We start from the raw sequence: 25,120 nt of genomic DNA, 5'->3' as shown, positions 1-25,120 counted from the left end.
TTTTTCGAGCTCGATCGCCGCAAGTCGTCTGTGACGGTCACAATGATGATAGCGCTTTGGCGTCCGTGTATGTTAATTAGTTGCCGAAATTTGGCTAAGAGGGTAATGCACAATTTTGGTGGCGTCCGCCGGAGTTAAGCGCCGAGGAATCGCGATTTTTTGATTAAAGCCGATCGTCGATTTAAACTTAGTCGCCAAAATTGTTGATTGTTTAGAATACAAGGCAAATGATTCGCTTGGGTAAGGATAGGTTTCATGACTGTAGCTGGCGATCGCTTGACAAATTTTCCTGACTCTGAGTGCGCCGGACAACCAGACGGTATCAGTTGGGAGTGGCAGAGTTCAGAAGGCTTGCCCTATCTGACTTGCAGCTTGCTTTCTCGCTGGCGTCACGGCTTTTTTACCCGCGATTTCTCGCCGCAGGGGCCGATCGAGCTGACGGAAGTTCTCGAACCCGGAGCTAAGGTTTATCGACTCCAACAGGTACACGGCAATGGGGTACTCAAAACCAGTCAGTTGCTCCCTGTTGTGGCTCCGGACCCGTCCACCGCTGCCCCAAACTATGCTGAGGCTGATGGCTTGGTGGCCGAGCAAGAATTGGAGGCGCTCTGGGTTTGCTCGGCTGACTGCGTGCCGGTGCTGATTGCTGACGGTCGCACGGGACTGGTTGCTGCAGTTCACGCCGGTTGGCGCGGGACTGCTGCTAAGATATTACCAGAGGCGATCGCTCAACTTGTGGCACAAGGCAGTCAACTAGAAAATCTGAAGATTGCTATGGGGCCGGCGATCGCTGGAAAGGTTTACCAGGTATCTGTGGCAGTGGCAGCGGAACTGGGAGCCACCATTGCTCCTTTGAGTGCCGTTAATGCGACAGCCGACGGCATTCTAGAGTTTTTGGATCAACTGCCCGAATCGCCTGTCTTGCCCGATCCAGAACCGGGAAAGGTACGCTTGGATGTTCGCATCTGCAATGCTCTGCAATTGCAGCAGTTGGGAATCGATCTTTCTCAAGTGGCGATCGCTCCTTTCTGTACTTATTCTGACTCGGCTCGCTTTTTTTCCTACCGCCGCGATCGACTTAAAAAAGTCCAGTGGTCCGGAATTGTGAGCGCCGCCAGGACTTGTTCCTTCTGAGGGCATTTGGCAGAAGGTAAAATTTTAGACGGTCAAGATAAAAATAAAAATCTTTGGATTCATTATTTTTTATTTACGAATCCCGAATGCCTTCTAGCTTCTACCTTCCTAAGGTTTGCTGGTTCCGGTTTTAAATCACTAAAAACTAGCAGCCCAACTTTTGGGAAAGCCGCCGGGGCCCCCGCCCCCCTTTCCTCTCTTGTTAAGATTGCTCTTTGACACTCCCGGGTCTGAAGGCGTGGGGATTCTTAATTCATCGACAGACCTTTAAGCGCTATGTCATGAAGGCACTTCTTAAACTTTTCAACCGTACAAAATACCAATTGACGAGTTCAACTCACAGCAACCCGCCTAGGGTCTATCTCCAAAAGCGTACGCTTGATATGAACAAGCGAGTTCGGGTATGCCCTACCCTACTTAACAAATGAACCAAATTATTTTTTTCTGGTAAAAAGAATGCGTTGATTCTCTAGCTGTTTTAAGAGTATTCGCGGCTCTCGGTCCAACAATTTATGCCTAAAAGTGTGTCTTAACTGTTTCACTTGAGGCTCCTGAGTTTAACCTTGACTATTGTAGTATACTACAAATACCAGCAATTCCCTGATTTTTAGGAATGGATTTAAGAAATTAAAGCCGTTCTAGAAGGACGGGGTTTTAAACCCAATTTCCAGATAACGAGAGTACCGAGGCGGGTTATTACAGTCAACGACCCAGGTCTAAAGACACGCGCTTGGCTTTTGGCCTTTGACTTAAACCACAGTTGACAGTCATGCGTACCTGGGTACTACGTTAAGGGTAAGAGTTTAAAGACCTACCAAGGAATGCTCAGCTAGCTCCTTGAATCGGGAAATTTAGGATTAAACAAATTTATTGAGTTAAGTTAGTGTCCTAAATATAGTACCGACCGTAAACTAAGGCGCAAGCTAACATTACCCCTCTCATGGAGGCTATAAGGATCAAATATTATGCGATCGCCGATTGTGAGGTTTGAGGTGGTAATTGTAAACAGTGAAAGTACATTACAAAGGTACACCGAATCACACAATCCCCGTGTAATGTTGTCTTACGGTTGAAACCGCCCGGGCTATGCGCGCTCGCGTAGCCGAAGGGTCGTTTCCCTCTCAGCGCTATGCAGCGACTGAGTTTCCCACTTACGGAGTTTTTTATGAGTGAGCCAACTCCCTATCAACTGCTTGAAGTCGATGAAGATGCTTCCTTTGATGAAGTGCAAGAGGCCCGCACGCGCCTAGCTGAGCAGTACAGCGGTGACATGAAACGTTTGGAATCGATCGAAGCAGCATACGACGCGATCCTCATGGATCGCCTGCGGCAGCGACAGGAAGGTAAAATTAAAGTGCCCGAACGCATCCGCTTCCCCGAGCGACTGACTCCCGCACCCGCAAGCTTTACTCCGTCTCCTCCTAGTGGCAGCCCAGCTTGGTTGCAGCGGCTAATCGATACTCCTAGTCGATCGGACATTTTGTGGCCTGCTGGGGTGTATGTGGGGTTAGGCGGACTGAGTATTTATCCGGCGGCTAATGATGGTTTACTACAGTTGACTCTGGCTCTTGGGGTCGGCTCTTGTCTTTATTTTGTTAATCGCAAGGAACAAAAATTTGGTCGGGCTGTGCTGCTGACTGTGGCTGGCTTGGTTATAGGCTTGTTGCTGGGAGGCTTTTTGGGTTCTTTGGTCAGTCCGGCATTTATAACAACAGAGAAATTTATCGCTTTGTTTACGTTTTTAATTCTGTGGCTGGTTAGCAGTTTTCTGCGATAGTCACCAGTCATTAGTCACCAGTCATTAGTCAGCAGTTATTAGTCAGCAGTTATTAGTCAGGAGCCAACAACTAATAACTGTGGAATCAAGACCTCTGAAAAATAACATCAGCTAACAATTAATAACTCATAACTAATGACTAATGACTAATGACTACTGACTAATTTTTGCGACCTAAAATAATCTCCACTGCTTCACTCAAATTGTTGGCAATTAAATCGGGTTGGTGCATTTCTAGTTGGGTGCGATCGCGAATTCCGCACAAAACACCAATTACCTTGACACCGTGCGTTTTAGCTGCTATAATATCAACCTCCGTATCCCCAACCATCCAAACGTCAGAAGCCGGTGGCAGTTCGGCGAGAGCTTTTGCCATTAGCAGGAGCTTATCTTTGACATCCCCGGTTTTGACGTAATCGTTGGGGAGGCAATAGCAGCGGTTTTCAGGGAAAAATTGCCCTAAATTACAGCGGTTGAAGGCTTCGTCTAGTTCCCTGACGCGGCGCATGGTCATCACCACTAAGTCTACTCCAGCGCGCTGCACCTTTTCGAGCGTTTCCAGAGCGCCGGGCACTGGTCGATCGTAAATCATGTAAGGCAGCGTGTGAACCGTTTGACGGCGTTTCTGGGCAAAATCGCGGGCTTGGGCTGCGTCCAATCCCGAGAGGATGGCGATTTCGGTTTCGGGAACCCGCGCGCGCTTCATGTCCCAAAACTCGGCTTTGGGGAGTTCCCGCACTGGTTGGCCCAAACGTTGAGTCTCCGCGAGACACTGCTGGTAAACTCGGTAGTAGCGATCGGACACGTCCATTATCGGGCCATCAAAGTCGGTAATAAGTCTCAGCATTTAGCAGAATATCTTTAAGCTTTTATACAAATTGTTCGATATTATATCATTTAAAGGTAACAGTTTCTTTACAAAAATTGACATAAATACCCAGGGGAGGTAAAGTCTATAGGAATGGTTCTAATTAAAGGAAACATTTGAATTAAGCTGTGCCGCTCCTCAACTTTACCGGTTGTAACCCCGATCGGGGAATTTACAATTAAGATGTGCGGCACAAATAGTATAAACCGCTACGTATTGTTCATCAATCTCAACCTCAATCGAGGCAGATTTTGACAAGCGAATTTCAAAGGTGGTACCCGCCACGTGATTTATCCGTGGAATCAATCCAAAATCGCAAATCGAAAATCCTCAAGCCCACGGATTTATCCGTGGGGTCAATCTAAAATCTAAAATCTAAAATCTAAAATCGATTGACTGCGCTTTCTCAAAAAACAAGTGGGTCAAATTAATATTTTGCCCCAGTTTTAAAATCAGCCAAAAACTGCTTGGAGAATCCAAAGTGTACTGTTTCCATAAATTAGCCAGCGGTAACAGTTGGTGACATCCGCCAGTATAAAAAATCCCATGAGAAATAGCAGCCAAACAACAACTAACTTTACCTGCTAACCTTTGAGAGTAATGCTCTACAATAACGAAATACTTCCAACATTAACTGTAGAGAGCAGCCCAAGAAGTCTTAATATTCTTCTTTCTAAGCTGTTATCCTTACGCAGGAGGGAATACCTCGCAGTCGGTCGGGAACTTAAGATTAAAGAAATATCTGTGAAAGTGCAAGATTTTGCAGACATTCATGAGGAAGTAGGCGAAGGAAAAGACCTGCGCGATAATTTTCCTGAACTAATCGGAATTGAAGGACTCCTTGAAGGCATTATTGAAGAACGAGAGCAAGAATTTCAGCTAAAATCAATTACCCGAGTTCTCAAAGACGGAGCTTATTTGTATCAAGATTTGTACATATTTGGTTATAAGGAACAAGCCACTGCTGACAGATTGATTATTTTATGCGAAGATGTGACAGATAGCATTGCAGCTCAGGAAAACCTGGTTCAGGCTGCCAACGAAAACACTATTAAAGTCGATTACTTAGCTGCGACTGGCGATTATATTGACAAAATTATTAATTCCCTAGGCGATGTTTTGTTAGTAACAGGAACATCGGGAAACATCAAAAAAGTGAATCAAGCTGCACAGCAATTATTTGGATATACCGAATCAGAATTACTCGGCAAATCCCTATCCATGATTACGGCTGAGGAGGAATTGTTGCGCAAAGCCAGCCAGCTACCTCCTGCAGTTAAAAGCGAATATTGGCCTCAAGTAAAAGTAGTTTGCGAAACGAAAATAGGTTTAAAGCTGATTGTCGCGTTTTCATGCTCTACTTTCGAGACAAGCATAGGAAGCCAGTATGCAGATAGCGAGGTTATACAAGATTTTGTTTATATCGGCAAAGACATTACCAAGCAACAGCGCATAAAAAATTGTCAAGAAGCACAGTATGCTGTTACTCATATCCTGTCAGAATCAAGTTCTCTAGAGAGCGCAACTCCGAGAATTTTGCAAGCTCTTTGCCAAAGTTTTGGGTGGGATATTGGCGAACTTTGGATACCTGGAGAGGGGGATCGAGAAACTAAATTTTGTGTGGGAATAAAATCCGAAAAACAGCCGATTTGGTGCCTGCCGCTGTGCTGTCCGATCGAGGAAACTACTGGTTTGCGGCGGGTGGCAGTTTGGCAGGCAGCGGAGGAAGTTAGCAAGTTTGCCGAAAACGGGGAGCAAATTACTTTTGCTCCGGGTGCGGGTTTGCCGGGATCGGTTTCCAGGAGCGGTGCTGCGCAGTGGATTACTGATATTGTGGGCGAGCGCAATTTCGTGCGATCGCGCTTGGCCCAGGAAGCGGGACTGCGCAGTGGATTCGGTTTCCCCATTCACGCTAGGGGCCAAGTTGTAGGAGTAATGACTTTTTTTTGCCGGGAAGAACTGCCGCCGGATGAAGATTTACTTCAGATAATAGGTGTTGTAGGTTCTCAATTAGGGGAATTTGTCAAGCGCAAATATGCGGAGCAAGAATTGCAACAAGCTGAAGCTTCAATCCGATTTTTGTACGAAGAAGAAAAACGGCAAAGTGAAGAATTAGCTCGGCAAAATTTAGCTTTAGGACAAGCCAAATTAGAATTAGAAGCAGCTAACATGGCATTGCAGCGGCTTGCTTCGGTGGACGGATTGACTCAAATTCCCAACCGCCGCTGTTTTGACAAACAATTGGAGATACAATGGCAGTGGATGGAGCGAGAAAAAGAGCCGCTGTCTTTAATTTTGTGCGATATCGATTTTTTCAAACTTTACAACGATCGTTACGGGCATCAAGGAGGCGACGAATGTTTAAAACAAGTGGCAGAGATTTTAGCTAGCAACGCTCAGCGGGCGGGAAATTTAGCCGCCCGCTACGGCGGCGAAGAATTTGCGGTAATTTTGTCGCGAACTGATGTGAAAGGAGCAATCCGGGTAGCTGAATCAATTCGCAGCGATTTGAAAGCTGCGGCAATTCTTCACGCTGCTTCCAGGGTAAGTGAGTTTATAACTCTCAGTATGGGGATCGCTAATGCTGTGCCTGCTGCTGGTTTATCAATTCAGGGGTTAATTGGACAGGCCGATCGAGCGCTGTATCGAGCTAAACTAGAAGGGCGCGATCGTATAGTTTGCCTAGACTTGAAAAGAGAATTTCCGGGCCCGAAAGGAGTATTTTCTGATGATTGTGAGAGAAGCTAAAATCGCTGACGCACCAGCAATCGCACGGGTTAATCTAGATACTTGGCGGACAGCTTACCGAAAAATCATACCGGCATATTACTTCGCACAACTGTCCTATGAAAAAGGAGAAAGCCGTTGGCAAGAAACCCTCAAAAACGTCAAAAATACTGGGGATTTTGTCTGCGTTGCTGAGAATGACTCGGGACAAGTTGTGGGTTTTGCTGCGGGTGGTTGCGAGCGAACGGGCAAATATGTTTATCAAGGAGAATTATTTGCCATCTATATTTTGGATGAATATCAGCGTCAAGGAATCGGACGCCAACTCGTGAGAACAGTTGCCACAAAATTGGCAGAATTAACTTTGAATTCAATGCTGGTTTGGGTACTGGGAGACAATTCAGCCTGCCGGTTTTATGAATTTTTAGGAGGTGAAAAAGTGGAGGAACAACAGACAAGCAGAGCAGGAGTTGCACTCAAAGAAATTGCCTACGGGTGGAGGGATATCGCAGTGCTGATTGACAGGCAAGCCTGACCTAAAAATGGGAAGTTTTATCAATCATTTATCAGAAAAATGGGCGGAGCGAAGCGGAGGGCTGAAACCCCGTCCTAGAAGGACGGCTTTCTGATTTTTGTATATTTTCCAGAATTTGTGTTACACTCCTGGTAAAATATAGTACAATTAAAGTGAAATTTGAAGCAAAAAGATGAAGGCAAGATATCAGTATAGATTTTGCCCGACCGACCAACAACCATTGAGTTGAGCTGCGGTTGTTTGGCTGTGTTCGGGTAGTCTGGAATGATGCACTAGCTTTCTGCCAGGGAGCCGAAAAATTACCAACATACAACCAACTATCGGCACGGCTTACCCAGTCTAAAAAGACCACTGAAAGAGAATGGCTGAATGATGTTTCTTCAGTTCCCTTGCAACAGTATTTGAGGCACTTAGCAACTGGGTACAACAACTTTTTTTACTCGCGTAAAGGGAAGAGAAGAGGGCAAAAGATTGGAGCGCCTAAGTTCAAAAAAAAGACTAATAATCAGTCTGCGGAGTTTGCTAAAAATGCTTTTTCCCTTACGGGTGAGTATGTTTATTTAGCCAAAATAGGCAATAGCAAACCTGTTTCGCCATTGAAAATTACCTTCAGTACCTAGTTCTGTGACGGTAATCAAAGACTGCGCAAATCGATACTTTCTAAGTTTTGTAGTAGATATAGAACCTCGGATTATCACACCCAAAAACCTCGCGGTAGGTATTGACTTGGGGTTGAAAGTGTTCGCATTTCTCAGCTCTGGTGACTTTTTTAAAAGCCCAGATTACTCAAAACTAGATTGCCGAGTAAGGAAACTGCAACGCAAGCTAGCTCGCCAACATAAAGACTCAAAACGCCGTCACAAGACTCGTATTCAGATTGCAAAACTACACAATCGAATTGCCGACACCCGTAAAGACTTTCTGCACAAATTAGACCTCTTGCAAAAATAATTAGGACGGGCAAGATGCCCAACCCACAAGAAAAAATAACTCTTGTGGGATGGGCATCTTGCCCGTCCCATCAATTGAGCAAAAGGATTTTTGCAAGAGGTCTATTGTCAACCAAAATAGTCAGCGAAAACCAAGTAATTGTTTTGGAGGACTTGAATGTGTCGTTCATGATTCAAAACCGGAAGTTGTCAAGAGCAATTAGCTTGCAAGGTTGGTATCAGTTCCGAGCTTTCTGCGAGGCTAAATCCGAGAAATTCGGGCGGGAATTCAAGGTAATTGACCGCTGGGAGCCTACTAGCCAAATTTGTTCGGATTGCGGGTATAGATGGGGCAAATTAGACCTTGGTGTTCGTCAAGTAGTTTGCCTTAATTGCGGCGCAAATCACGACCGAGATGGGAACGCTGCTAAAAATATAGAAAAAGTCGGGATGGGATATCGCCACGACTCTAAACGGACGCAGAGGAAGAGTAAGACTACCGAAGGTAGCATCATCCGATGAAGCGTCAAGAATCACCGCACGTTAGATCGGGCGGTGAGTATGTCAACAAACTTCCCCTCTTCATTTGTTCCCGTTCAATTGCCTCAAACAAAGCTCGAAAATTCCCGGCGCCAAAACCTCCAGCTTGCAACTGTTTGCCGTTAACTAAAGTAACTCGGCGCTCAATCATCTCGAAAAAGAAAGTCGGTTCTGCAAAAATTGGCTGGGTAAAGATTTGCAGCAGCATCGCTGCGGGAGTATCTTCTTCCCAATCTGCCAAAACTTCAGAAGCTGCAATTGCTTGCCAATCTGCGGGCAAATAGTTTTGCCGCTGCTGCAATTCGGAGTAGTATGTTGGAGGAACTGGCAGAAAAGGCAAACCGCGCGATCGCAAATCGGCAACAACCCCCACAATATTATCAGTTTGCAAAGCCATGTGCTGAATTCCCGGTCCCCGATTTGCACTCAAAAACTCTTGAATTTGAGAATTAACTGATGCCGGTTCATTAATCGGAAATTGCACCCCACCTTCAGCGTGCACCATAACTTGGCTCCGCAAAGCCGAGTTCTCAGTCTGAATGTCAAAATTTTGCTGCGGTTGAAAACCTAATATTTTTTGATACCAACTAACAGCACTTGACAAATCGCCAGATTCAACATTTAACACTACGTGGTCAATCAAGGTAAACAGCGGCAGCTTACCCGAAACCGATAGCAGTGAATGACCGCCAATTCGCTCCACGAGCGTGTGGCTTAAATCTCCCCAGCCAGCGATTTTGGCCCGCTTAAAATAGCCTCCTGGTTTTAGGTCTTCTTGAATCGGTTCCAGGATTTTAGCGCCTGCCGCCGCCGCTCTAGCTACCGCTAATTCGATATTTTTTACCCGAAAACCCACATCGGCAATCCCGGGAGGATGAAACTTCAACCAACTAGCAGCGAGACTAGCGGAAGTTAGGGGCGAAGATAAAACAAAACATACATTGCCGCTGCTGACAACTTCTGTTCGAGTGTGGCTGTTAGCATAACCTGCTGTTGATTGAAAGCCTAAGTGGCTGACAAACCAGTCGCGGGATGTTTGAGCATTTTCAACGTAAAAGTGAATGCGATCGAACTCCATAATCAATAATTGAAAATGGAAAGCGAAAAATGGAGAATCGGCTGATTTTCAGTGGGAAACTGCAAGGGAGGAATTGAGGAATGGATATTTTTCATGTGTTTTTTGTGCGCGCGCTTAATAATAACCTAAAGATTGAATAGCCTAAATCCCCCTGAAGGCAGAAATAGGTCGGCAATTAAAAGAAACCCGGTGTCTGCGATAACTTGGATTTGGTGGCGAGGTCTGCGTCAAGCGGTAAGGTGTGCCGAGGCGCACCCTACATAATTAGGTTGCGCGCCAGTTCTCAAACTTAAGGATGTCATAATTTTTCAGGCTTTGGGCTTCCGCTGCCGAATCCCGAATGTCTTCAAACCACTCCTCAATCGCTAAAAGAACAAATGACTTTCCGGCTGAATATTAATCTCCATCGGTACAGCTTGCGGGTCAGCCGAAAGAGCAAACATAATCGCATTTGCAGCAGTTTCGGTACTCAGCATTTTTGACCTGTCTACCTTCAAACTCACATTATCCCAAAACGGAGAATCCACCCCGCCAAAATAGAATAGCGTAAACTTAATGCCGTAGCGTCGCAGCTCATCTGCCATGCACTTGCTGAAACCAACTACCCCAAACTTTGAGGCGCAATAAGCCGTTCCCATCGCCATCGAATGCTTGCCCAAAATCCCGATGACATTGCAAATGTGGCCGGATTTGCGCTCTTTCATCACATTCGCCGCTGCTTGAGACGTGTAAAAACTGCCTTTTAAGTTCAAGTCAAGCATTGCATCTAAATCAGCGGGTTCTAACTTGTTCCACTGCTTGAGAATTCCGGCACCGGCGGCGTTTATGAGGGCATCAATTTGTCCGAAATGCCCCGCAGCTTTGTGCATCAGCGTCTCGACTTGCTGCAAATCAGTGATATCTGTCGGTACGCACAGTACCTCTGTTGCTGAAAGTTGGCTAGCTAAAGCGTCTAATTTACTGCTGTCTCTGGCGGCGAGCACTAGCCTCGCACCCGCATCAGCGAGTTTGCGGGCCAATGCTGAACCGATGCCGCCAGTCGCACCCACCACAACCACAACTTTGTCGTGCATATCCCTTTACATTTCTTTACGTCCAGATTGTATGATAACTCAAGTTGCTAGTAATGGCGATGCTTATATATTTTAATTTTTAATTAATTGAGGGAAACTTGCCAGCCTTTTTCGGCTTTTTTTAGCTGGAGAGAAGCGCAGGATTGCAAAAATTTAGTAAATTTTCTACCGAGATTAAAATCTTTAATTATTTGGGTAATTTGTTTGCCGTATTGTCTGTGAAATTCGCTGCCTACATTGGAGAGAAAGACAGAATTTTCCGGAGAGTTGTCGGTTAAGTCGCCAACGATTTTGACAAGAGCTCTTTCCAAGTCTTCCAGAGTATTAATATCTGTCAAGCTGGTAGGTGCTGCCTGGTGGTTATTCAGATTTTCTTGGCTAAGTATTGGCGGTGGAGGCGACAGTTTGACTTCAAAAAGAGTGACATAAGTTTGAGAAGTTGCTGAGGGTTTGTGAATGACAAAATCGGTGGGATATTTGAGAAATATATCCCTGGTTTTAGTGCCGAGGAAATGATGGGCAACAACTTGATTTAGGACTAAACCGTAAGTTTCTTTAAATAAAGATGAAATTGTAGAGAGTTTTATCCACTGAGCTGAGGTACGTTGTTGCTCATTTTTGATTAATTCTTTTAGCTGAATAACTAATTGTTCTACGGGTGTAATTTCCGGTATGGTTACGAGGGAATGGGTTTCTATCTCTCTGGTTTGGCTGTTTAAAACTATGATTTTATCTATTTGTTTGCGGACTTGAAATACGGTTAATCCGTGGGCTTGCAGTGTGTTGCTGAGGTGAGTGAGAGCTCGATCGGACGAACAGACAAAAATCTCTTTGGCTGTGGGATAATGTACGAAAATCGAGGCGCCGACTGTAGCCATTTTTAAGTCGGCGCTGTCTTTGCCGGGGGGGACGTGAATTAGTTGATAGCCGCGCTGGTGAAATTCGGCATCTTTCTTGCCCATGCTGCGCCAGTTGGCAAAGGCAACTTTGATTTGGATGGGATAGTGGCAAATTCCCTCTAGAAATTTTTCGGTTTCGATGTTGAGTTGCAAGTTTTCGACATCTAGCAGCAAGATAGCAATGCCGAGAGGAAGCGGGGCTGGTTGATTGGCTGTTGGAGTTGGAAGTTCTGAGGAAACTGAGTTTTGTGATTTAGCTGGTGCTGCTTGAGATTGGGCTAGCTGCTGAATTTTGGCCCATAATTTGCTGAATTGAGGTGAATTAACGAATTCTGGAACTAGAAGAATTTGTAGGTATTTTTTCGCTATCAGCAGCAGGGAATCTGTATCGCTGGCTACTATGAAACTTTTTGTCAATTTTCCAATCAAAACTGACTGAAAAGTAGGTTTTGCCCAGGGGGTGTTCCTGTATTTTTCAGCTATCCATTCGGGATGCTGTTCCTGAATGGTAATTAGTGTTTGAGCGATATAGCGACTGATGGCGCTGAATGCGGGAGATTCTTGAGTCGCAAGCTCGGGAGTTCGATCGGGCATGGCCCTCTACAATGCGGGATGCTGTTTCAATTTATCACAATTCTAGTTTCTCGCCGGGAGTCTGACGATCGCCCGCCAAATGAAACCGGCGGCAATTAATGCCAATCCTGTCAGCCAAATTTGCCTCTCGACCGAGAAAGCCAGAAACAGACAATTCCCCAAACCCACCCAAGCCAACCACTGCGGATAAAGCCTTTCGGCGGGGGAAAGTTGCAGCGAGGCGAGGTTGGTGATAGCGTAGTATATCAAAACACTAAAAGCACTGAAGGACCAAGTGGTTTTGACATCGCCGATGAGGATTAAAAGTGCGATCGTAACTTCGACAACCACAACAGCCACGTAGGGAGTTGTCCCCTCTGGATTCAGCCGCGCCAAGACTCTTGGCATATCCCGACGCCGCCCCATCGCCAGCCAGACGCGCGACAGCCCTAAAATTAAGTTCAGCAAGACTCCCAACATAGCGGTAATTGCACCGACGGCTAGCAGTTTAGAAACTCCTGGAATTGGGAAACTGCGGGCGATGACTTCTAGGGGTGCAGTCGTGCCGCCTGGAAGTAAAGACAATTTATGGGGCTCCCCCGCGCCCGCGACAACTATTGCTACCGCCACGTAAAGCAGCATTGTCAGCCCCAAAGTTAAAATTATGGCTTTGGGAATGGTTTCCCTCGGTTCCCGCACTTCCTCGCTCATTGTGGTGATGCGGGCGTAACCGCTATAAGCGACAAACATCAGGGCGGTGGCCTGCAGGATGGAGCCGATCGAGCTATCATTCTGTAGCGCGGGCATGGACCACCTTACCTCTGGCAAACCGACAGCAACAAACACCGCTAAGGATAGGAGTGTAACTGAGACTGTGACAGTATTGGCAATATTCGATCGCCTAATTCCCGTCAATACAATTAAAGTGAGGGCGGCGACGGATCCTAAAGCTGTTAGGATCAGGTAAGTGCGATCGGCTACACCAACTGCATTTAAAAAATACCCCGCAAAACCTAAAGCAGCAGTAGCCGCAGAAGCCGTTTTCGCCAACAAAAACATCCAGCCGGCAGTGAAACCCAGCCAAGGATTGAGATATTTGTAGCCATATTCATAAGTACCGCCGCTAACAGGATGATTTGCAGCTAATTGAGCGCTGTTAAGGCCATTGCAAACAGCCACTAAAGCCGCAATACCTACAGCCAAAATCACTCCCGGCCCAGCAACTTCCGCAGCAATGCCAATACTCACAAATACTCCGGTACCGAGGATTGAGCCTAGGCCCATGAGAGTTGCGCCGAAAACACCTAACTCTCGCTTAAGAAGTGGTGAAGACATAAATATAGCAAGCAAGATGCCTGCACAAAAATATTTGTCTGTTGTGGCACAGGCATCTTGCCTGTTCTGAACAAATAACTATAGCAGGCAAGATGCCTGCACAAAAATATTTGTCTGTTGTGGCACAGGCATCTTGCCTGTTCTGAAGATATAACTATAGCAGGCAAGATGCTGCTTCACAAAAATATTTGTCTGTTGTGGCACAGGCATCTTGCCTGTTCTGAAGACATAACTATAGCAGCCAGGATGCCTGCTCCACAAAAATATTTGTCTGTTGTGGCACAGGCATCTTGCCTGTTCTGAAGACATAACTGTAGCAGGCAAGATGCCTGCTCCACAAAAATATTTGTCTGTTGTGGCACAGGCATCTTGCCTGTTCTGAAGACATAACTATAGCAGGCAAGATGCCTGCTCCACAAAAATATTTGTCTGTTGTGGCACAGGCATCTTGCCTGTTCTGAAAGAGGTTCAAGATGTAAGTATTAACCGAAACGGCCTTGAATGTAATCTCTCGTACTCGAATTGCCCGCAGAAGTAAAAATCTTACTTGTCGGGCCAAATTCAACCATGCAGCCGATGCGACTTTCATCAGTATTAAAAAATGCCGTGTAATCAGAAACACGAGCTGCCTGCTGCATATTGTGCGTCACAATCACAACAGTTAACTGCTGCCGCAGAGTCTGAAATAACTCCTCAATCTTCATCGTTGAAATCGGATCTAGAGCAGAACAAGGTTCATCCATCAGCAAAATTTTTGGCTTCACAGCCAAAGCGCGAGCAATACAAAGTCGCTGCTGCTGTCCCCCCGAAATCCCCTGAGCCGATTTCTTCAAATCGTCTTTGACTTCATTCCAAAGCGCCGCACTTTTGAGTGCAGATTCCACAATTTCATCTAATTCTGCTTTTGCAACCAAAAATTCTCACCCCGTAAGCAATATTCCGGGAAGCAGCGAGTAAAATACCTGTGGTAATAGTTGGAAGTGCTGAGGGTACGATCGTGCGAAACATCGTTTGAAAGCGTCCGCCTCCCAAAGCAGCAGAAGCGAGGCGGTAAGAAGTAGGCACTAATTTTAATGCTTGTTCTGTTGTCAGAGCAACAACTGGAAGCATGATGATGCCGAGGGAAAAACCGCCTGCTAATGATGAAAATGCTTTGGTAGTAACGACAATGAGGGCGCAGGAAAAGACGCCAATTACGATCGAGGGAACGCTGCTGAGAATGACTGCGATCAAGCGAATACTATTGGCTATCACTTGGTTTTCTCTACCAAACTCAGACAAAAATATTCCCGTCATTACGCCTATGGGAACGCTGATTAATGTAGCAATTCCTACCATTAAACTTGTGCCAAGATTTGTCCGATCGCACTCGGCTAATTTCGCACGGCTGGGCGGGCGATTTACAGCGCAGGTAGGGCCGTATTTATAAAAAAGCTAGGGAAGTGCGATCGTAAAGTTCAGCATCCAACTTGCCCGTACTCGGGTTTTTCCAATTAGCAAAAGCAATTTTAACTTGCAGGGGACAGCCGCACAAACCGGCTAAAAATTGTTCTGTATTAACCTTAAGTTTCAGATTTTCGGCATCCAACAGCAAAATCGCAATCCCGCCTGACTCTGTGGTGGTTGCAGGGGCGATTTCCTTCGGGATAGCTTCCCTTAACCCTGTTTCGGTGCATTTGCGACTGAAAGACGGCAGACCGGCGGGATCAAAAAATTGTTTGCGGCAAGCTTTGCAAAGATACCGCTGGTGACCCTTGGGACGGCCGTTTTTACCAACTTGGTCAGATTCGCATCGAGGACATTCCAGGTAACCCATTATGCAGCCTACTCCCCAACCGAACAAGACATTACCTATCTTCTTCTTCCTCTTCCTTAGCGCCCTTCGCGTCTTCGCGGTTCGTTAAATAGATATTCCTTAAGCAGTTCAGGAGTAAATTGTGGCAGTCGATCGGCTCATAATAACAAAAGAACGTTAACAATTCTTAAAAAAAATGGCAAGAGACCTGCGGGGATTCCTAAAACTACTCGAAGAACGGGGACAACTGCGCCGGATTAGCGCCTTAGTCGATTCCGACCTCGAAATTGCCGAAATTTCCAACCAAATGCTGCAAAAAGGCGGCCCTGGACTGCTGTTTGAAAACGTCAAAGGGGCCGAATTCCCCGTCGCAATCAACCTCTTGGGTACGGAACAGCGCGTTTGCTGGGCGATGAACATGGAAAAGCCTCACGAACTAGAAGAGCTCGGCAAAAAACTGGGAATGCTGCAACAGCCAAAACCGCCGAAAAAGATTTCCCAAGCGATAGAATTCGGCAAAGTGCTGTTCGACGTAGTGAAAGCCAAACCCGGCCGCGACTTTTTCCCAGCTTGTCAGCAAGTGGTACTTGAGGGAGAAGGGCTGGATTTGAACAAAATCCCGATGATTCGCCCTTATCCGGGAGATGCGGGCAAAATTATCACCCTGGGTTTGGTAATTACCAAAGATTGCGAAACGGGTACGCCGAATGTGGGGGTTTATCGGTTGCAGTTGCAGTCAAAAAACACGATGACTGTACACTGGTTATCGGTACGGGGCGGCGCGCGACACTTGCGGAAAGCGGCGCAGGCTGGTAAAAAGTTGGAAGTTGCGATCGCCCTTGGAGTTGACCCGCTGATTATTCTCGCCGCAGCAACGCCAATTCCTGTAGATTTATCGGAATGGTTATTTGCGGGACTTTACGGCGGTTCCGGCGTGCAGTTGGCGAAGTGCAAAACCGTAGATTTGGAAGTACCGGCGGACTCGGAAATTGTGTTAGAAGGAACGATTACGCCGGGGGAAGTTCTGCCCGACGGGCCCTTCGGCGATCACATGGGTTATTACGGCGGCGTGGAAGATTCGCCGTTGGTGCGGTTCCACTGCATGACGCACCGCAAAGACCCGATTTATCTGACGACATTTAGCGGGCGGCCGCCGAAAGAAGAAGCCATGATGGCGATCGCGCTTAACCGTATTTATACGCCTATTTTGCGGCAGCAAGTATCGGAAATTGTCGATTTCTTCTTACCGATGGAAGCGCTGAGTTATAAGGCGGCAATTATCTCGATCGATAAAGCATATCCCGGTCAAGCGCGCCGGGCTGCTTTAGCATTTTGGAGTGCATTACCGCAGTTTACTTACACTAAGTTTGTGATTGTTGTGGATAAAAGTATCAACATTCGCGACCCGCGTCAAGTAGTTTGGGCAATTAGTTCTAAAGTCGATCCGGTTCGGGATGTATTTATTCTGCCGAATACGCCTTTTGATACGTTAGATTTTGCCAGTGAAAAGATTGGTTTGGGAGGCAGAATGGGGATTGATGCTACTACGAAGATGCCGCCGGAAACGGATCACGAATGGGGGGAAGTTTTGGAGTCCGATCCGGATGTGGCGGCGATGGTCGATCGGCGTTGGGCTGAGTACGGTTTGGCTGATTTGAATTTGGGAGAAGTCGATCCGAATTTGTTTGGATATGAGATGAAGTAGGGGAATCAACCGTAAAATCTGAGATGTCGCCCATCCTCGATCGACCTGTAGGGGCGGGTTTTTCCTACCCTTTACGACACAGATAGACAATCTCAAAAACCCGCCCCCACCCAACGAAAAATCGCAAGCTACCTCTTTTTAATGCGATCGAGACTTATGCACTCCGACAAAGAAACCTGGTTTTTATCGAGTCTTTGCGCTGTAAAAAAGTATTCTGGAAAAAACCCGGTTTCTGGGTTCCTATGCGTAAGTTATCTTATATCCTAAAGTTGGTGCCACAATTGAGGAGCGATCGATTAATCCTACTGACGAACAAGCCCAAGCGTGTCTGTGCGTGTGCCAGATGTTGTCTAACTACTACAAGCATATTCAGCTATTCCGCTTTGACCCACAAAGTCGCGAAGTTTACATTTTCGGAAGCGACGAATTGCAAATGATGGTTTTCCCATCAGGAAACTGGAGTTTTTTAGATGAAACCCAACTTTAATGAAATGACCGTTGCTGAACTCAGGAAATATCTGCTCGCACACCGGGACGATATGGAAGCTCTTCGGGCATTATTTCATCATCCGAGTCTGAAATACCAACAAATGCCTCCCTTAGTAACAGAAGATGGTGTGCCAATAGCAGAAAATATTCGCATCGCTGAGGAAGCAATTAAGAAAAAAGCTGAAATCGCTCGGGAAAAACAAAAACAAAGGGAAAAAGAAATTGAGGAGAAACTACGCCCAAAATTAGAAGAAGAAATTGAGGAAAAACTTCGACCGCAAATTGAATTAGAAGTGGAACAGAAGTTGCGGGAAAAGTTAGAAAAAGAAATTGAGGCAAGGCTGCTGCCAAAAATCACCGGGGAAAATCAACAATCCGATCGCCCAACTACCGCTACAGTCACGCCTGAAGAAATCGATCGACTTCGCGAACAATTAAAACACGATCCAGAAGCATTAGCTGCTCTTGATACGATTCAGGAGTGCGAGGGAAATTTAGAAGAGGCTGCACGATCGATCGCGACTGCAGCGGGAAATACAGACGTTGAATCTGATTTGTTAGAACAGTTAAGCTCTCGGTGTCGCAGTGTTATCTGTCAGGAGGATATGAAAGAAAAATTGCCTGTCCTGATAGCTGCGATCGCAGAATTTTTAGTATCCAGTAGTGGCTTGACCTCAAGACTGGCAACGCCGATCGCACTTTTTGCGATCGATAAAGGGATTGAAGATTTTTGCGAGTTCTAGAAGTGGCGATCGAATTGAGGGCGATCGGGAATTATACATTACAACTAAAGCGTTAGGGTGCGTCAGGAAAGGTAATTCTCAATTATCACCGAAAATCTAATTCTGACGCACCATTTATTCCGGGTCTACGTCAGTTGTGAGATTGTGAGTTTTTATCAAAAATCTCATTCTTCTGACGCACCCTACTTGACTTTATATGCGAGTGAGAATGCGAGAGCGATCGCCTGGGGAATTCTCAAAGATTGCTCCTCGGTTGATTAGGTCTTTTTTTAGCTCTTCTGTAATTCCTAAGTTATTGCGAAATCGAGCCTTCTCAACTTCGATACCGCTCAGGTCGGCATCGCTCAGGTTGGCATCGCTCAGGTCGGCAACTCTCAGGTCGGCAACGCTCAGGTTGGCATCGCTCAGGTCGGTATCGCTCAGGTTGGCACCGCTCAGGTTGGCCTCGCTCAGGTCGGCACCGCTCAAGTTGGCACGGCTCAGGTAGGCCTCGCTCAGGTTGGCACGGCTCAGGTAGGCAAGCATCAGGTAGGCACAGCTCAGGTTGGCACCTCTCAGGTAGGCAAGCATCAGGTAGGCACCTCTCAGGTTGGCACTGTTTAGACTGTTGCCAATTCAGAGATATTATTGTTATGCTGTATCCAATAAGCACTTATACATCTCTAAAATTCTGAAGTCGTTTTCGCAGGCTTTTTTTTAAGCCTCACCACTAAAAATCGACTTTCCGATTAATACCAATGAAACAATCCTTAACTCGGGAGTTCCAGCCAGGAGCTCCTTTTTTTTGGCTCGTTTCTAAAGCAGAGTGAAGTGAGAGCTTGTTCCTAAATACAGCGCTTTGCATCTAAATGGAGTACACCCCTCCCCAACCCTAAATTATGAATAAGAAGCTAAGCACCAACGCTCACTCCGCACTGGAAATGATTATTGCCGAAGAACGCTTACGCCAATCCCGTTATAGCTTTAACGCTGCTCTAGCAGCAACCATATTCTCTAGTATTGTCAGTGCGGCACTCCTATTATCAGGCAAAGTTCCAGAAGGCGCTGTCACCACATCTATAAGTGTGGGTTGCTCGAAACTTGCCAAGGATGCAAACGATCGCCTTGACAGAATAACAAAAGAATTAATAGATGACAGCAGGGAAACAGCCGATATCCGATCGAAAAACGAACCGCGAAGACGCGAAGAGCGCGAAGAAAGACAAAGAAAGTGCGAGCGCACTTAATTTTCCAAAACCTCAACCAAGTCTTCAATCATCAAATCGAAGACTTGAGCAAGCTTCTGTAAAGCTGTATAGTCCACTGTTGCCAGTTTAGGAGCTTGTGCATAATTTTTGACCGTGCTGTAGGGAATGCCCGTTCTCTCGGAAACTTGTTTCAGCGTCCAACCCTTTTCCTCAGCTAGTTCTCGAACTCGCAACCGTATTAACCCCATCTTCCCGCTGACAAATCAGTTTACTGTTCCAAAATCTCAACTAAATCTTCGATCGCAATATCGAACGCACGAGCCATCTTGTCCAAAGCTGTGTAGTCTACAGTTGCCATACCTGGAGAATTAGCATAGGTAGCGATCGTGGTGTATGGAACACCTGTTCTGTTGGAAACTTCCCTTAGAGTCCAACCCTTCTCTTGAGCAAATTCTCGAACTCGCAGCCTAATTCGTCCCATATTCCCAACGATAAATCAGCCTACTCTTCCAAAATCTCAACTAAATCTTCGATCGCAATATCGAAAGCACGAGCCATCTTATTCAAAGCTGTATAGTCTACAGTTGCCAGCTTGGGAGAATGGGCATAACTTCTAACGGTACTGTAAGGAATGCCCGAGCGCTCAGAAACTTCTTTAAGCGTCCAACCCTTCTCCTCAGCTAGTTCTCGAACCCGCAATCGAATTAGACCCATCTTCCCGCTGACAAATCAGTTTAATTTTCCAAAACCTCAACCAAATCTTCGATCATCAAATCGAAGACAGCAGCAAGTTTCTGCAAAGCCGTATAGTCCACCGTTGCCATTTTGGGAGCTTGGGCGTATTTTTTAACCGTGCTGTAGGGAATGCCCGTTCTGTCAGAGACTTCTTTGAGCGTCCAACCCTTTTCCTCAGCGAGTTCTCGAACCCGCAACCGAATTAATCCCATTTATGCTTGACAACAGCTATGCTCATATCTTTTAATAAAGATAGTTAACAGCGATCGCCCCCTGACCTGAGAAATCTAGAGCGATCGCCTTTCATTCACCACCCACAAAAGTGGGAAGGATTTTCCTATGATACCAAAACAACCGACATATCGCGATCGACTTCAACCTTGGTGCATAATTCGCCACCTCCCCAACTGTCAGCGGTTAACAGTCGTCCGTTTCAGCCGCCGCCCCGATGCCGAATCTTACCTCAAAGCACTGCGCCGCTTAATGCCCGCAGTCCCGCATACAATTGTTTTCGTAAATGCGCTGTCTGTCTTAGATGAAAACAGCGTTCCAATTCCCATGCAATTGTCGATCGAAAGTTAATGCGATCGAACTAATATCTTGCATTTGTTGCCCGATTCCGGCGGGGGTTTAAACTCCCGACGGAATATGCCAATAAGTGCAAGATGTGCGATCGAACTGAGATGTTGCACCATTGTCAATAAGCCTTTTATGAACGGCCAAGATGCCCGTTCCCCAAGAAAATCTACTCTTTGTGGAACAGGCATCTTGCCTGTTCTTGAGAATGGTGCAAGATGTGCGATCGAACCTATTATTGCAAAAGGTCGATCGAGCCTTCAGTCATCATTTGCAACAAGCAAAGCTATGCCCTAAAACCTGTTGGCAAGCCATTCGCGTCAGAAAAGTATTGTTAAACTATAAATAGACTTGAGTCAAGGAGTCAAATCAATGCCATCTCCCTTTCCCGGTATGGACCCGTATTTAGAGCATCCCGAACTCTGGCCTGGGATGCATAACTTGCTGATTAGTGAAATTTTCAGGTTTTTATCTCCCCAACTGCGTCCTAAGTATTTAGTGTCGCTGGAAGTGAGAATCTATGAAACGGCTGACGACGATTTATCAGTCATTGGCATTCCCGACGTAACTGTAATGCAGCCACAAACTGCAACAGAAACAACAGAATCAAACGTAGCAGTTGCAGCACCGCCTACACAACCATTAACAGTAATTATTCCCATGCCCTACACGGTTCGGGAAGGCTATTTAGAAATTAGAGAAAGAGAAACCAAAGAATTGATAACAGTTATTGAAATTCTCTCGCCTACGAATAAGCGAACTGGCAAAGGGCGACAAATGTACGAAGAAAAGCGAGAAGAAATTTTAGGTAGCCGCACTCATTTAATTGAAATAGATTTATTGCGGCGCGGTCGAAAAATGCCAGTTATCGGCAATGATGTTGAAAGCCACTATCGCGTTTTGGTATGTCGGGGAAATCGCCGTCCCCGAGCTGATTTGTATGCTTTTAACCTGCAAAACCCGATTCCTGCCTTTCCTTTACCGCTGCGTTCGGGCGATACTGAACCTGTCATAAACTTGCAGGAATTATTCACTCAAATTTACGACATAGCAAGTTATGACCTCAAGATAGATTATCGCAACTGGGAAGTCATACCAGCGCTGTCAGAGGCCGATACAATTTGGGCAGATGCTTGGTTGCGCGATCGGGGATTGCGAGATTAATTTGGTATCAAGCTGGCACGCTGCTACCTTATCTTGAAGCTCTTCACCTTCCCATGCTTCATGGCTACTCACTCACACGATCGATCCTCATCAGATTGTGAGAAGAGAACCCGTAAATCCCGATAACCGCTGACGACTCGCAAAACTTCAATACCTTCCTCAATAGCACGATAGAAAATTAGGTAATCATCGATCGGGAAACTTCGCACCTTGGGAGCCAGCTCATCCCGCTTCCGTCCCATACTGGGAAAGCTTGCCAACCTCTTGCACCGATCGTTAATTCTATTGAGCAACCGTTCCGCAGCATCAAAGCTGCTGTTATCAGCCACATAGTCCACGATCGCTTCGATATCTCGACTGGCGGGAACTGTGAACCTGCAAACATCGCTCATTGACCTACCTGAGCTTGCTGCTGCCGTAGTTTGTCCCGCAACCTTTGAAACATCACGTCAGCATCGATGACATCTCCTCGATCCGCCGCATCAATTCCGATCTGCACTTCTTGCTGGAGTTCCTTAAACCGCCCTTTATAGATATGCTCCCACTCATCCGAATCCAAAAACTCGATGAACGCTAACACCTCTTGTTGCTTTTCAGGTGGCAATACCCGCACCTTATCAATGATGGCTTCTTCAACGGTCATTTTTTTGCTCCTAGCGACTCATTGACTTCTACAGCTATTTTACGTCCGCTACTTAACAGCTAAACATCTTGGCTTTGCATCAACCGCTGCTTCAAACGCGCCGGATCTCCCCGATCGACCACTTCGCCCTTTTCCAACAAAAAAGCCCCATCGCAGTAATTCAACTCATCCAAACGGTGAGTCACCCACAAAGCCGTAATCCCGCGATTTTTCACCAACCGCTGCACCGCCGCCACCAAATCCAACTGAGAATCAGGATCTAACAAAGCCGTCGGTTCGTCCAACAGCAGAATTTCGCAGTGACGGGCGATCGCCCCAGCAAGAGCAATTCGCTGCTTCTGGCCCCCACTCAAAGCATAAATCGGCCGCCGCTGCAAATCCAGCAAATTCACAGCCTCCAAAGCCTCCGCCACCCTCGCCCGCACCTGAAGATTAGAAAGCTTTTCCTCCACCAAACCAAAAGCCACATCCGCACCCACCGTCGGCATCACCAATTGGTGATCCGGATTTTGGAACACAAAACCCACCCGCCCACTCAGGTCAATTTCCCCCGACTGGGGGTACAGCAGCCCAGCCATCAGCCTCAACAGCGTAGACTTGCCGCTGCCATTAGTGCCCAAAAGCATCCAAAACTCGCCCTTAGGTACATCCAGAGAGCAACCTTGCAACACTCGATCGCCCGACGGCCAGCAAAAACCCAAATCCCGCACAGCAACCGCTGACTGGCTCATCTCGGCACCAACACCCCCAGCCCTCATTCTGCCGCCGACATCGAGACAAAGCCAGGGGATCTGCCTGTAGATGACGCCCCCGATTTCTGAGAAACCACCACCCCAGAAATCTCGCTGCTGACGACAGCCACCTTTTTCTCAGGATTTTTCTCGCAAGTGAGTTCCAAAATTTGCGGTTGGGAGTTGCGAACCGCCTCTAAAACCTGTTGATAAACAGCCTCAGCGTCCGCCTCCAACTTCCGCTGCACCGACAGCGAGACGGGCGTGTTCTTCACAATGATGTCAATGCTGAACATATAGTCTTAAAAACCTAAGTTTGGAGCTCTATCCTCAGTATATATATAGGACTTACCCAAAGACACCCAGTTTCTTAGAAAAATAAGACGTTGAGGCCGATATATCTACCAAGCCACCGGGCATCTGACGCCAAGCGCAGAGACTCCTATATAGTAGAAGTTCCCAAATGCAGGGCAAGGACTTCCCGGATTTCGAGGGCTTCGGCGGCTTCAGGGACTTCTGGGACTTCGGACAAATCAAGATCCGGAAGTTTTTTAAGAAATAGTTGCCATTGTAAAGAATTACCTCTATAATCTTGATTACGGTAAAGAAAAGTAAAGTCTGTTCATAATCCAACTCGTTTTCTGCTAAGCAGAGGCAACGGTTGGAGACGACAGACTAGAGACTGATCCGTTGTAATTATATCCATTTGGAGATTTGCGTAAGTCAGTAACCCAGCCCTAAAGGGACTGAGCTTGTAAGAGCGATTAAGCAAGCTGTGCTGACGGGCCTAAGCCTTAACTGGCTACGTTATTTGAGTCACGACACCGGAGAATGCGACGCTAGTTTTCCGCTCTGTCATTTGCAATTAAACAGTCTTAAGGTCACTGAGACAGTGTTGCAAGTCTAACAAGCTCTTATAACATTGGCGAAGCGAACATTACCCCGAAAGGGAGGCTCCACAAGAGCAAACATTATGCGTACAGGGTTGCAAGGTTTGAGGTGGTAACTGTCCCACTGAAAGTACATTACAAAAGTACACCAAATCAAGCAACTCCAAGGCGGTAATGGTAAAGAAAGATTCAAGGCGGTTAAAACCGCTCGTGCGATGCCCTGAGCGTAGTCGAAGGGTCGTTTTCCTCTGTAGGCTCAACCCACTTAGTTTCCCACTTACCGAGTATTTTTTATGACAATCGCAGTCGGACGCGCCCAGAACGAAAGAGGCATCTTTGATGTACTCGACGACTGGCTCAAACGCGATCGCTTCGTCTTCGTAGGCTGGTCTGGCATCCTGCTATTCCCCTGCGCCTACCTAGCCATCGGTGGCTGGTTAACAGGCACCACCTTCGTCACCTCCTGGTACACCCACGGTTTGGCAAGTTCCTACCTCGAAGGAGCCAACTTCCTCACCGTAGCAGTCTCCACCCCAGCCAACAGCCTCGGACACTCCCTGCTATTCCTGTGGGGCCCCGAAGCACAGTGGGACTTCACCCGCTGGTTCCAACTCGGTGGGCTGTGGACATTCGTCGCCCTCCACGGCGCTTTCGCACTGATCGGCTTTTGCCTGCGTCAGATTGAAATCGCCCGTTTGGTAGGGATCCGTCCCTACAACGCCCTAGCATTCACCGGCCCCATCGCCGTGTTTGTTTCGGTGTTCCTGCTTTACCCCTTGGGTCAATCAGGCTGGTTCTTCGCCCCCAGTTTCGGCGTCGCAGCAATTTTCCGGTTCCTGTTATTCCTGCAAGGCTTCCACAACTGGACGCTCAACCCCTTCCACATGATGGGCGTTGCAGGCATCTTGGGCGGCGCGCTGTTGTGCGCTATCCACGGTGCAACCGTAGAAAACACCTTGTTTGAAGACGGCGAAGGCGCAAACACCTTCCGCGC

At 46.8% G+C, this 25,120-nt stretch carries 31 protein-coding genes and 2 pseudogenes; 15 read left to right on the top strand and 18 right to left on the bottom strand.

The window, feature by feature from the left end:
• The first annotated feature begins 255 nt into the window (after positions 1-255).
• Both pgeF and QUB61_RS21485 read left to right on the top strand, forming a co-directional pair.
• A complete protein-coding gene (gene pgeF, locus QUB61_RS21490) occupies positions 256-1,134 on the top strand; it encodes a peptidoglycan editing factor PgeF (RefSeq protein ID WP_333134246.1) in 879 nt (292 codons plus the stop codon).
• Between the two features lie 1,165 nt (positions 1,135-2,299).
• Positions 2,300-2,911: a CPP1-like family protein gene (locus QUB61_RS21485; protein ID WP_333134244.1), complete on the top strand. Its 612-nt coding sequence runs from the start codon at positions 2,300-2,302 to the stop codon at positions 2,909-2,911.
• A 160-nt stretch (positions 2,912-3,071) separates the two neighbouring features.
• Here QUB61_RS21485 and QUB61_RS21480 read toward each other — a convergent pair whose 3' ends face one another.
• On the bottom strand, positions 3,072-3,758 hold the full coding sequence (locus tag QUB61_RS21480) for an HAD family hydrolase (RefSeq protein WP_333134242.1): 687 nt from the start codon (positions 3,756-3,758) through the stop codon (positions 3,072-3,074).
• 621 nt (positions 3,759-4,379) lie between these two features.
• On the opposite strand from QUB61_RS21480, the gene QUB61_RS21475 reads away from it, so the two are divergent.
• From QUB61_RS21475 to QUB61_RS39985, 5 genes are all read left to right on the top strand, one after another.
• Positions 4,380-6,527 (top strand): diguanylate cyclase domain-containing protein, encoded by a 2,148-nt coding sequence (locus tag QUB61_RS21475; RefSeq protein WP_333124965.1) that lies wholly within the window; start codon positions 4,380-4,382, stop codon positions 6,525-6,527.
• Complete coding sequence (locus QUB61_RS21470) at positions 6,508-7,041, top strand: GNAT family N-acetyltransferase (RefSeq protein WP_333124969.1); 534 nt, start codon at positions 6,508-6,510, stop codon at positions 7,039-7,041. The genes QUB61_RS21475 and QUB61_RS21470 overlap by 20 nt, the downstream gene beginning before the upstream one ends.
• Before the next feature lie 236 nt (positions 7,042-7,277).
• Positions 7,278-7,661 carry a helix-turn-helix domain-containing protein gene (locus tag QUB61_RS39995; protein WP_333124971.1) on the top strand — a complete coding sequence of 128 codons (384 nt, stop codon included), beginning with the start codon at positions 7,278-7,280 and terminating at the stop codon, positions 7,659-7,661.
• 4 nt (positions 7,662-7,665) lie between these two features.
• On the top strand, positions 7,666-7,992 hold the full coding sequence (locus tag QUB61_RS39990) for a transposase (RefSeq protein ID WP_333124973.1): 327 nt from the start codon (positions 7,666-7,668) through the stop codon (positions 7,990-7,992).
• A gap of 104 nt (positions 7,993-8,096) precedes the next feature.
• Positions 8,097-8,492, top strand: a complete 396-nt coding sequence (locus tag QUB61_RS39985) for a transposase (protein ID WP_333124975.1) — start codon at positions 8,097-8,099, stop codon at positions 8,490-8,492.
• Positions 8,493-8,496: 4 nt separating this feature from the next.
• Here the strand turns inward: QUB61_RS39985 and hppD are convergent, their stop codons facing one another.
• The 8 genes and pseudogenes from hppD to QUB61_RS39980 all read right to left on the bottom strand — a co-directional run bounded on the left by hppD (position 8,497) and on the right by QUB61_RS39980 (position 15,284).
• Positions 8,497-9,588, bottom strand: coding sequence for a 4-hydroxyphenylpyruvate dioxygenase (hppD, locus tag QUB61_RS21460; RefSeq protein ID WP_333124978.1), 1,092 nt, complete (start codon positions 9,586-9,588; stop codon positions 8,497-8,499).
• A 365-nt stretch (positions 9,589-9,953) separates the two neighbouring features.
• Positions 9,954-10,661, bottom strand: a complete 708-nt coding sequence (locus QUB61_RS21455) for an SDR family oxidoreductase (RefSeq protein ID WP_333124981.1) — start codon at positions 10,659-10,661, stop codon at positions 9,954-9,956.
• Positions 10,662-10,744: 83 nt separating this feature from the next.
• Positions 10,745-12,154: an NYN domain-containing protein gene (locus tag QUB61_RS21450; RefSeq protein WP_333124983.1), complete on the bottom strand. Its 1,410-nt coding sequence runs from the start codon at positions 12,152-12,154 to the stop codon at positions 10,745-10,747.
• Positions 12,155-12,196: 42 nt separating this feature from the next.
• Positions 12,197-13,468, bottom strand: a complete 1,272-nt coding sequence (locus QUB61_RS21445) for an APC family permease (RefSeq protein ID WP_333124986.1) — start codon at positions 13,466-13,468, stop codon at positions 12,197-12,199.
• Between the two features lie 176 nt (positions 13,469-13,644).
• Positions 13,645-13,836: a hypothetical protein gene (locus QUB61_RS21440; protein ID WP_333190104.1), complete on the bottom strand. Its 192-nt coding sequence runs from the start codon at positions 13,834-13,836 to the stop codon at positions 13,645-13,647.
• Between the two features lie 114 nt (positions 13,837-13,950).
• A pseudogene (locus QUB61_RS21435) lies at positions 13,951-14,407 on the bottom strand (phosphate ABC transporter ATP-binding protein); the annotation flags it as partial.
• A 54-nt stretch (positions 14,408-14,461) separates the two neighbouring features.
• Positions 14,462-14,764, bottom strand: a pseudogene (locus QUB61_RS21430) (ABC transporter permease subunit); the annotation flags it as partial.
• A 127-nt stretch (positions 14,765-14,891) separates the two neighbouring features.
• Positions 14,892-15,284, bottom strand: coding sequence for an IS1/IS1595 family N-terminal zinc-binding domain-containing protein (locus tag QUB61_RS39980; RefSeq protein ID WP_445300194.1), 393 nt, complete (start codon positions 15,282-15,284; stop codon positions 14,892-14,894).
• Between the two features lie 175 nt (positions 15,285-15,459).
• On the opposite strand from QUB61_RS39980, the gene QUB61_RS21420 reads away from it, so the two are divergent.
• The 3 genes from QUB61_RS21420 to QUB61_RS21415 all read left to right on the top strand — a co-directional run bounded on the left by QUB61_RS21420 (position 15,460) and on the right by QUB61_RS21415 (position 18,200).
• On the top strand, positions 15,460-16,968 hold the full coding sequence (locus tag QUB61_RS21420) for a UbiD family decarboxylase (RefSeq protein WP_333124991.1): 1,509 nt from the start codon (positions 15,460-15,462) through the stop codon (positions 16,966-16,968).
• 253 nt (positions 16,969-17,221) lie between these two features.
• Positions 17,222-17,455 carry a DUF6888 family protein gene (locus tag QUB61_RS39975; RefSeq protein ID WP_445300196.1) on the top strand — a complete coding sequence of 78 codons (234 nt, stop codon included), beginning with the start codon at positions 17,222-17,224 and terminating at the stop codon, positions 17,453-17,455.
• Positions 17,439-18,200 (top strand): DUF6887 family protein, encoded by a 762-nt coding sequence (locus tag QUB61_RS21415; RefSeq protein WP_333124994.1) that lies wholly within the window; start codon positions 17,439-17,441, stop codon positions 18,198-18,200. Before QUB61_RS39975 ends, QUB61_RS21415 begins: the two co-directional genes overlap by 17 nt.
• Positions 18,201-18,392: 192 nt before the next feature.
• On the opposite strand, the gene QUB61_RS21410 is transcribed toward QUB61_RS21415, so the two are convergent.
• Complete coding sequence (locus tag QUB61_RS21410) at positions 18,393-18,815, bottom strand: pentapeptide repeat-containing protein (RefSeq protein WP_333125173.1); 423 nt, start codon at positions 18,813-18,815, stop codon at positions 18,393-18,395.
• Positions 18,816-19,078: 263 nt separating this feature from the next.
• Here QUB61_RS21410 and QUB61_RS21405 point away from each other — a divergent pair, with 263 nt between their 5' ends.
• Positions 19,079-19,426, top strand: a complete 348-nt coding sequence (locus QUB61_RS21405) for a TRADD-N-associated membrane domain-containing protein (protein WP_333124997.1) — start codon at positions 19,079-19,081, stop codon at positions 19,424-19,426.
• On the opposite strand, the gene QUB61_RS21400 is transcribed toward QUB61_RS21405, so the two are convergent.
• The 4 genes from QUB61_RS21400 to QUB61_RS21385 are packed head-to-tail and all read right to left on the bottom strand — an operon-like array spanning position 19,423 to position 20,334.
• A complete protein-coding gene (locus QUB61_RS21400) occupies positions 19,423-19,635 on the bottom strand; it encodes a helix-turn-helix transcriptional regulator (protein ID WP_333124999.1) in 213 nt (70 codons plus the stop codon). The genes QUB61_RS21405 and QUB61_RS21400 overlap by 4 nt on opposite strands.
• Before the next feature lie 20 nt (positions 19,636-19,655).
• A complete protein-coding gene (locus QUB61_RS21395; protein ID WP_333125002.1) occupies positions 19,656-19,868 on the bottom strand; it encodes a helix-turn-helix transcriptional regulator in 213 nt (70 codons plus the stop codon).
• Between the two features lie 20 nt (positions 19,869-19,888).
• Positions 19,889-20,101 carry a helix-turn-helix transcriptional regulator gene (locus tag QUB61_RS21390; RefSeq protein ID WP_333125004.1) on the bottom strand — a complete coding sequence of 71 codons (213 nt, stop codon included), beginning with the start codon at positions 20,099-20,101 and terminating at the stop codon, positions 19,889-19,891.
• A 20-nt stretch (positions 20,102-20,121) separates the two neighbouring features.
• Positions 20,122-20,334 carry a helix-turn-helix domain-containing protein gene (locus tag QUB61_RS21385; protein WP_190739924.1) on the bottom strand — a complete coding sequence of 71 codons (213 nt, stop codon included), beginning with the start codon at positions 20,332-20,334 and terminating at the stop codon, positions 20,122-20,124.
• Between the two features lie 127 nt (positions 20,335-20,461).
• On the opposite strand from QUB61_RS21385, the gene QUB61_RS21380 reads away from it, so the two are divergent.
• The 3 genes from QUB61_RS21380 to QUB61_RS21370 all read left to right on the top strand — a co-directional run bounded on the left by QUB61_RS21380 (position 20,462) and on the right by QUB61_RS21370 (position 21,862).
• Entirely contained in the window at positions 20,462-20,704 is a 243-nt protein-coding gene (locus tag QUB61_RS21380; RefSeq protein WP_333125007.1) for a hypothetical protein, read from the top strand.
• A 142-nt stretch (positions 20,705-20,846) separates the two neighbouring features.
• On the top strand, positions 20,847-21,047 hold the full coding sequence (locus tag QUB61_RS21375; protein ID WP_333125010.1) for a hypothetical protein: 201 nt from the start codon (positions 20,847-20,849) through the stop codon (positions 21,045-21,047).
• A 23-nt stretch (positions 21,048-21,070) separates the two neighbouring features.
• Positions 21,071-21,862 (top strand): DUF4058 family protein, encoded by a 792-nt coding sequence (locus tag QUB61_RS21370; RefSeq protein WP_333125013.1) that lies wholly within the window; start codon positions 21,071-21,073, stop codon positions 21,860-21,862.
• Between the two features lie 68 nt (positions 21,863-21,930).
• Here QUB61_RS21370 and QUB61_RS21365 read toward each other — a convergent pair whose 3' ends face one another.
• Genes QUB61_RS21365 through QUB61_RS21350 form a run of 4 tightly spaced genes read right to left on the bottom strand, consistent with a single transcriptional unit; the run spans position 21,931 to position 23,532 of the window.
• On the bottom strand, positions 21,931-22,254 hold the full coding sequence (locus tag QUB61_RS21365; RefSeq protein WP_333125016.1) for a type II toxin-antitoxin system RelE/ParE family toxin: 324 nt from the start codon (positions 22,252-22,254) through the stop codon (positions 21,931-21,933).
• A complete protein-coding gene (locus QUB61_RS21360) occupies positions 22,251-22,505 on the bottom strand; it encodes a hypothetical protein (protein ID WP_333125018.1) in 255 nt (84 codons plus the stop codon). Before QUB61_RS21360 ends, QUB61_RS21365 begins: the two co-directional genes overlap by 4 nt.
• A gap of 59 nt (positions 22,506-22,564) precedes the next feature.
• Positions 22,565-23,263 carry an energy-coupling factor ABC transporter ATP-binding protein gene (locus QUB61_RS21355; RefSeq protein ID WP_445300193.1) on the bottom strand — a complete coding sequence of 233 codons (699 nt, stop codon included), beginning with the start codon at positions 23,261-23,263 and terminating at the stop codon, positions 22,565-22,567.
• Positions 23,260-23,532, bottom strand: coding sequence for a hypothetical protein (locus QUB61_RS21350; protein WP_333125023.1), 273 nt, complete (start codon positions 23,530-23,532; stop codon positions 23,260-23,262). Before QUB61_RS21350 ends, QUB61_RS21355 begins: the two co-directional genes overlap by 4 nt.
• An 887-nt stretch (positions 23,533-24,419) precedes the next feature.
• Between QUB61_RS21350 and QUB61_RS21345 the strand changes: the two genes are divergently transcribed.
• On the top strand, positions 24,420-25,120 hold a 701-nt coding region (locus QUB61_RS21345; RefSeq protein ID WP_333190102.1), incomplete at its 3' end, for a photosystem II D2 protein (photosystem q(a) protein).

Origin of the sequence: Microcoleus sp. C2D2 (genome assembly GCF_036702495.1) — a bacterium.
In the GTDB taxonomy this organism is placed as follows: domain Bacteria; phylum Cyanobacteriota; class Cyanobacteriia; order Cyanobacteriales; family Microcoleaceae; genus Microcoleus.
This window is presented reverse-complemented; position numbering and strand designations above follow the sequence as displayed.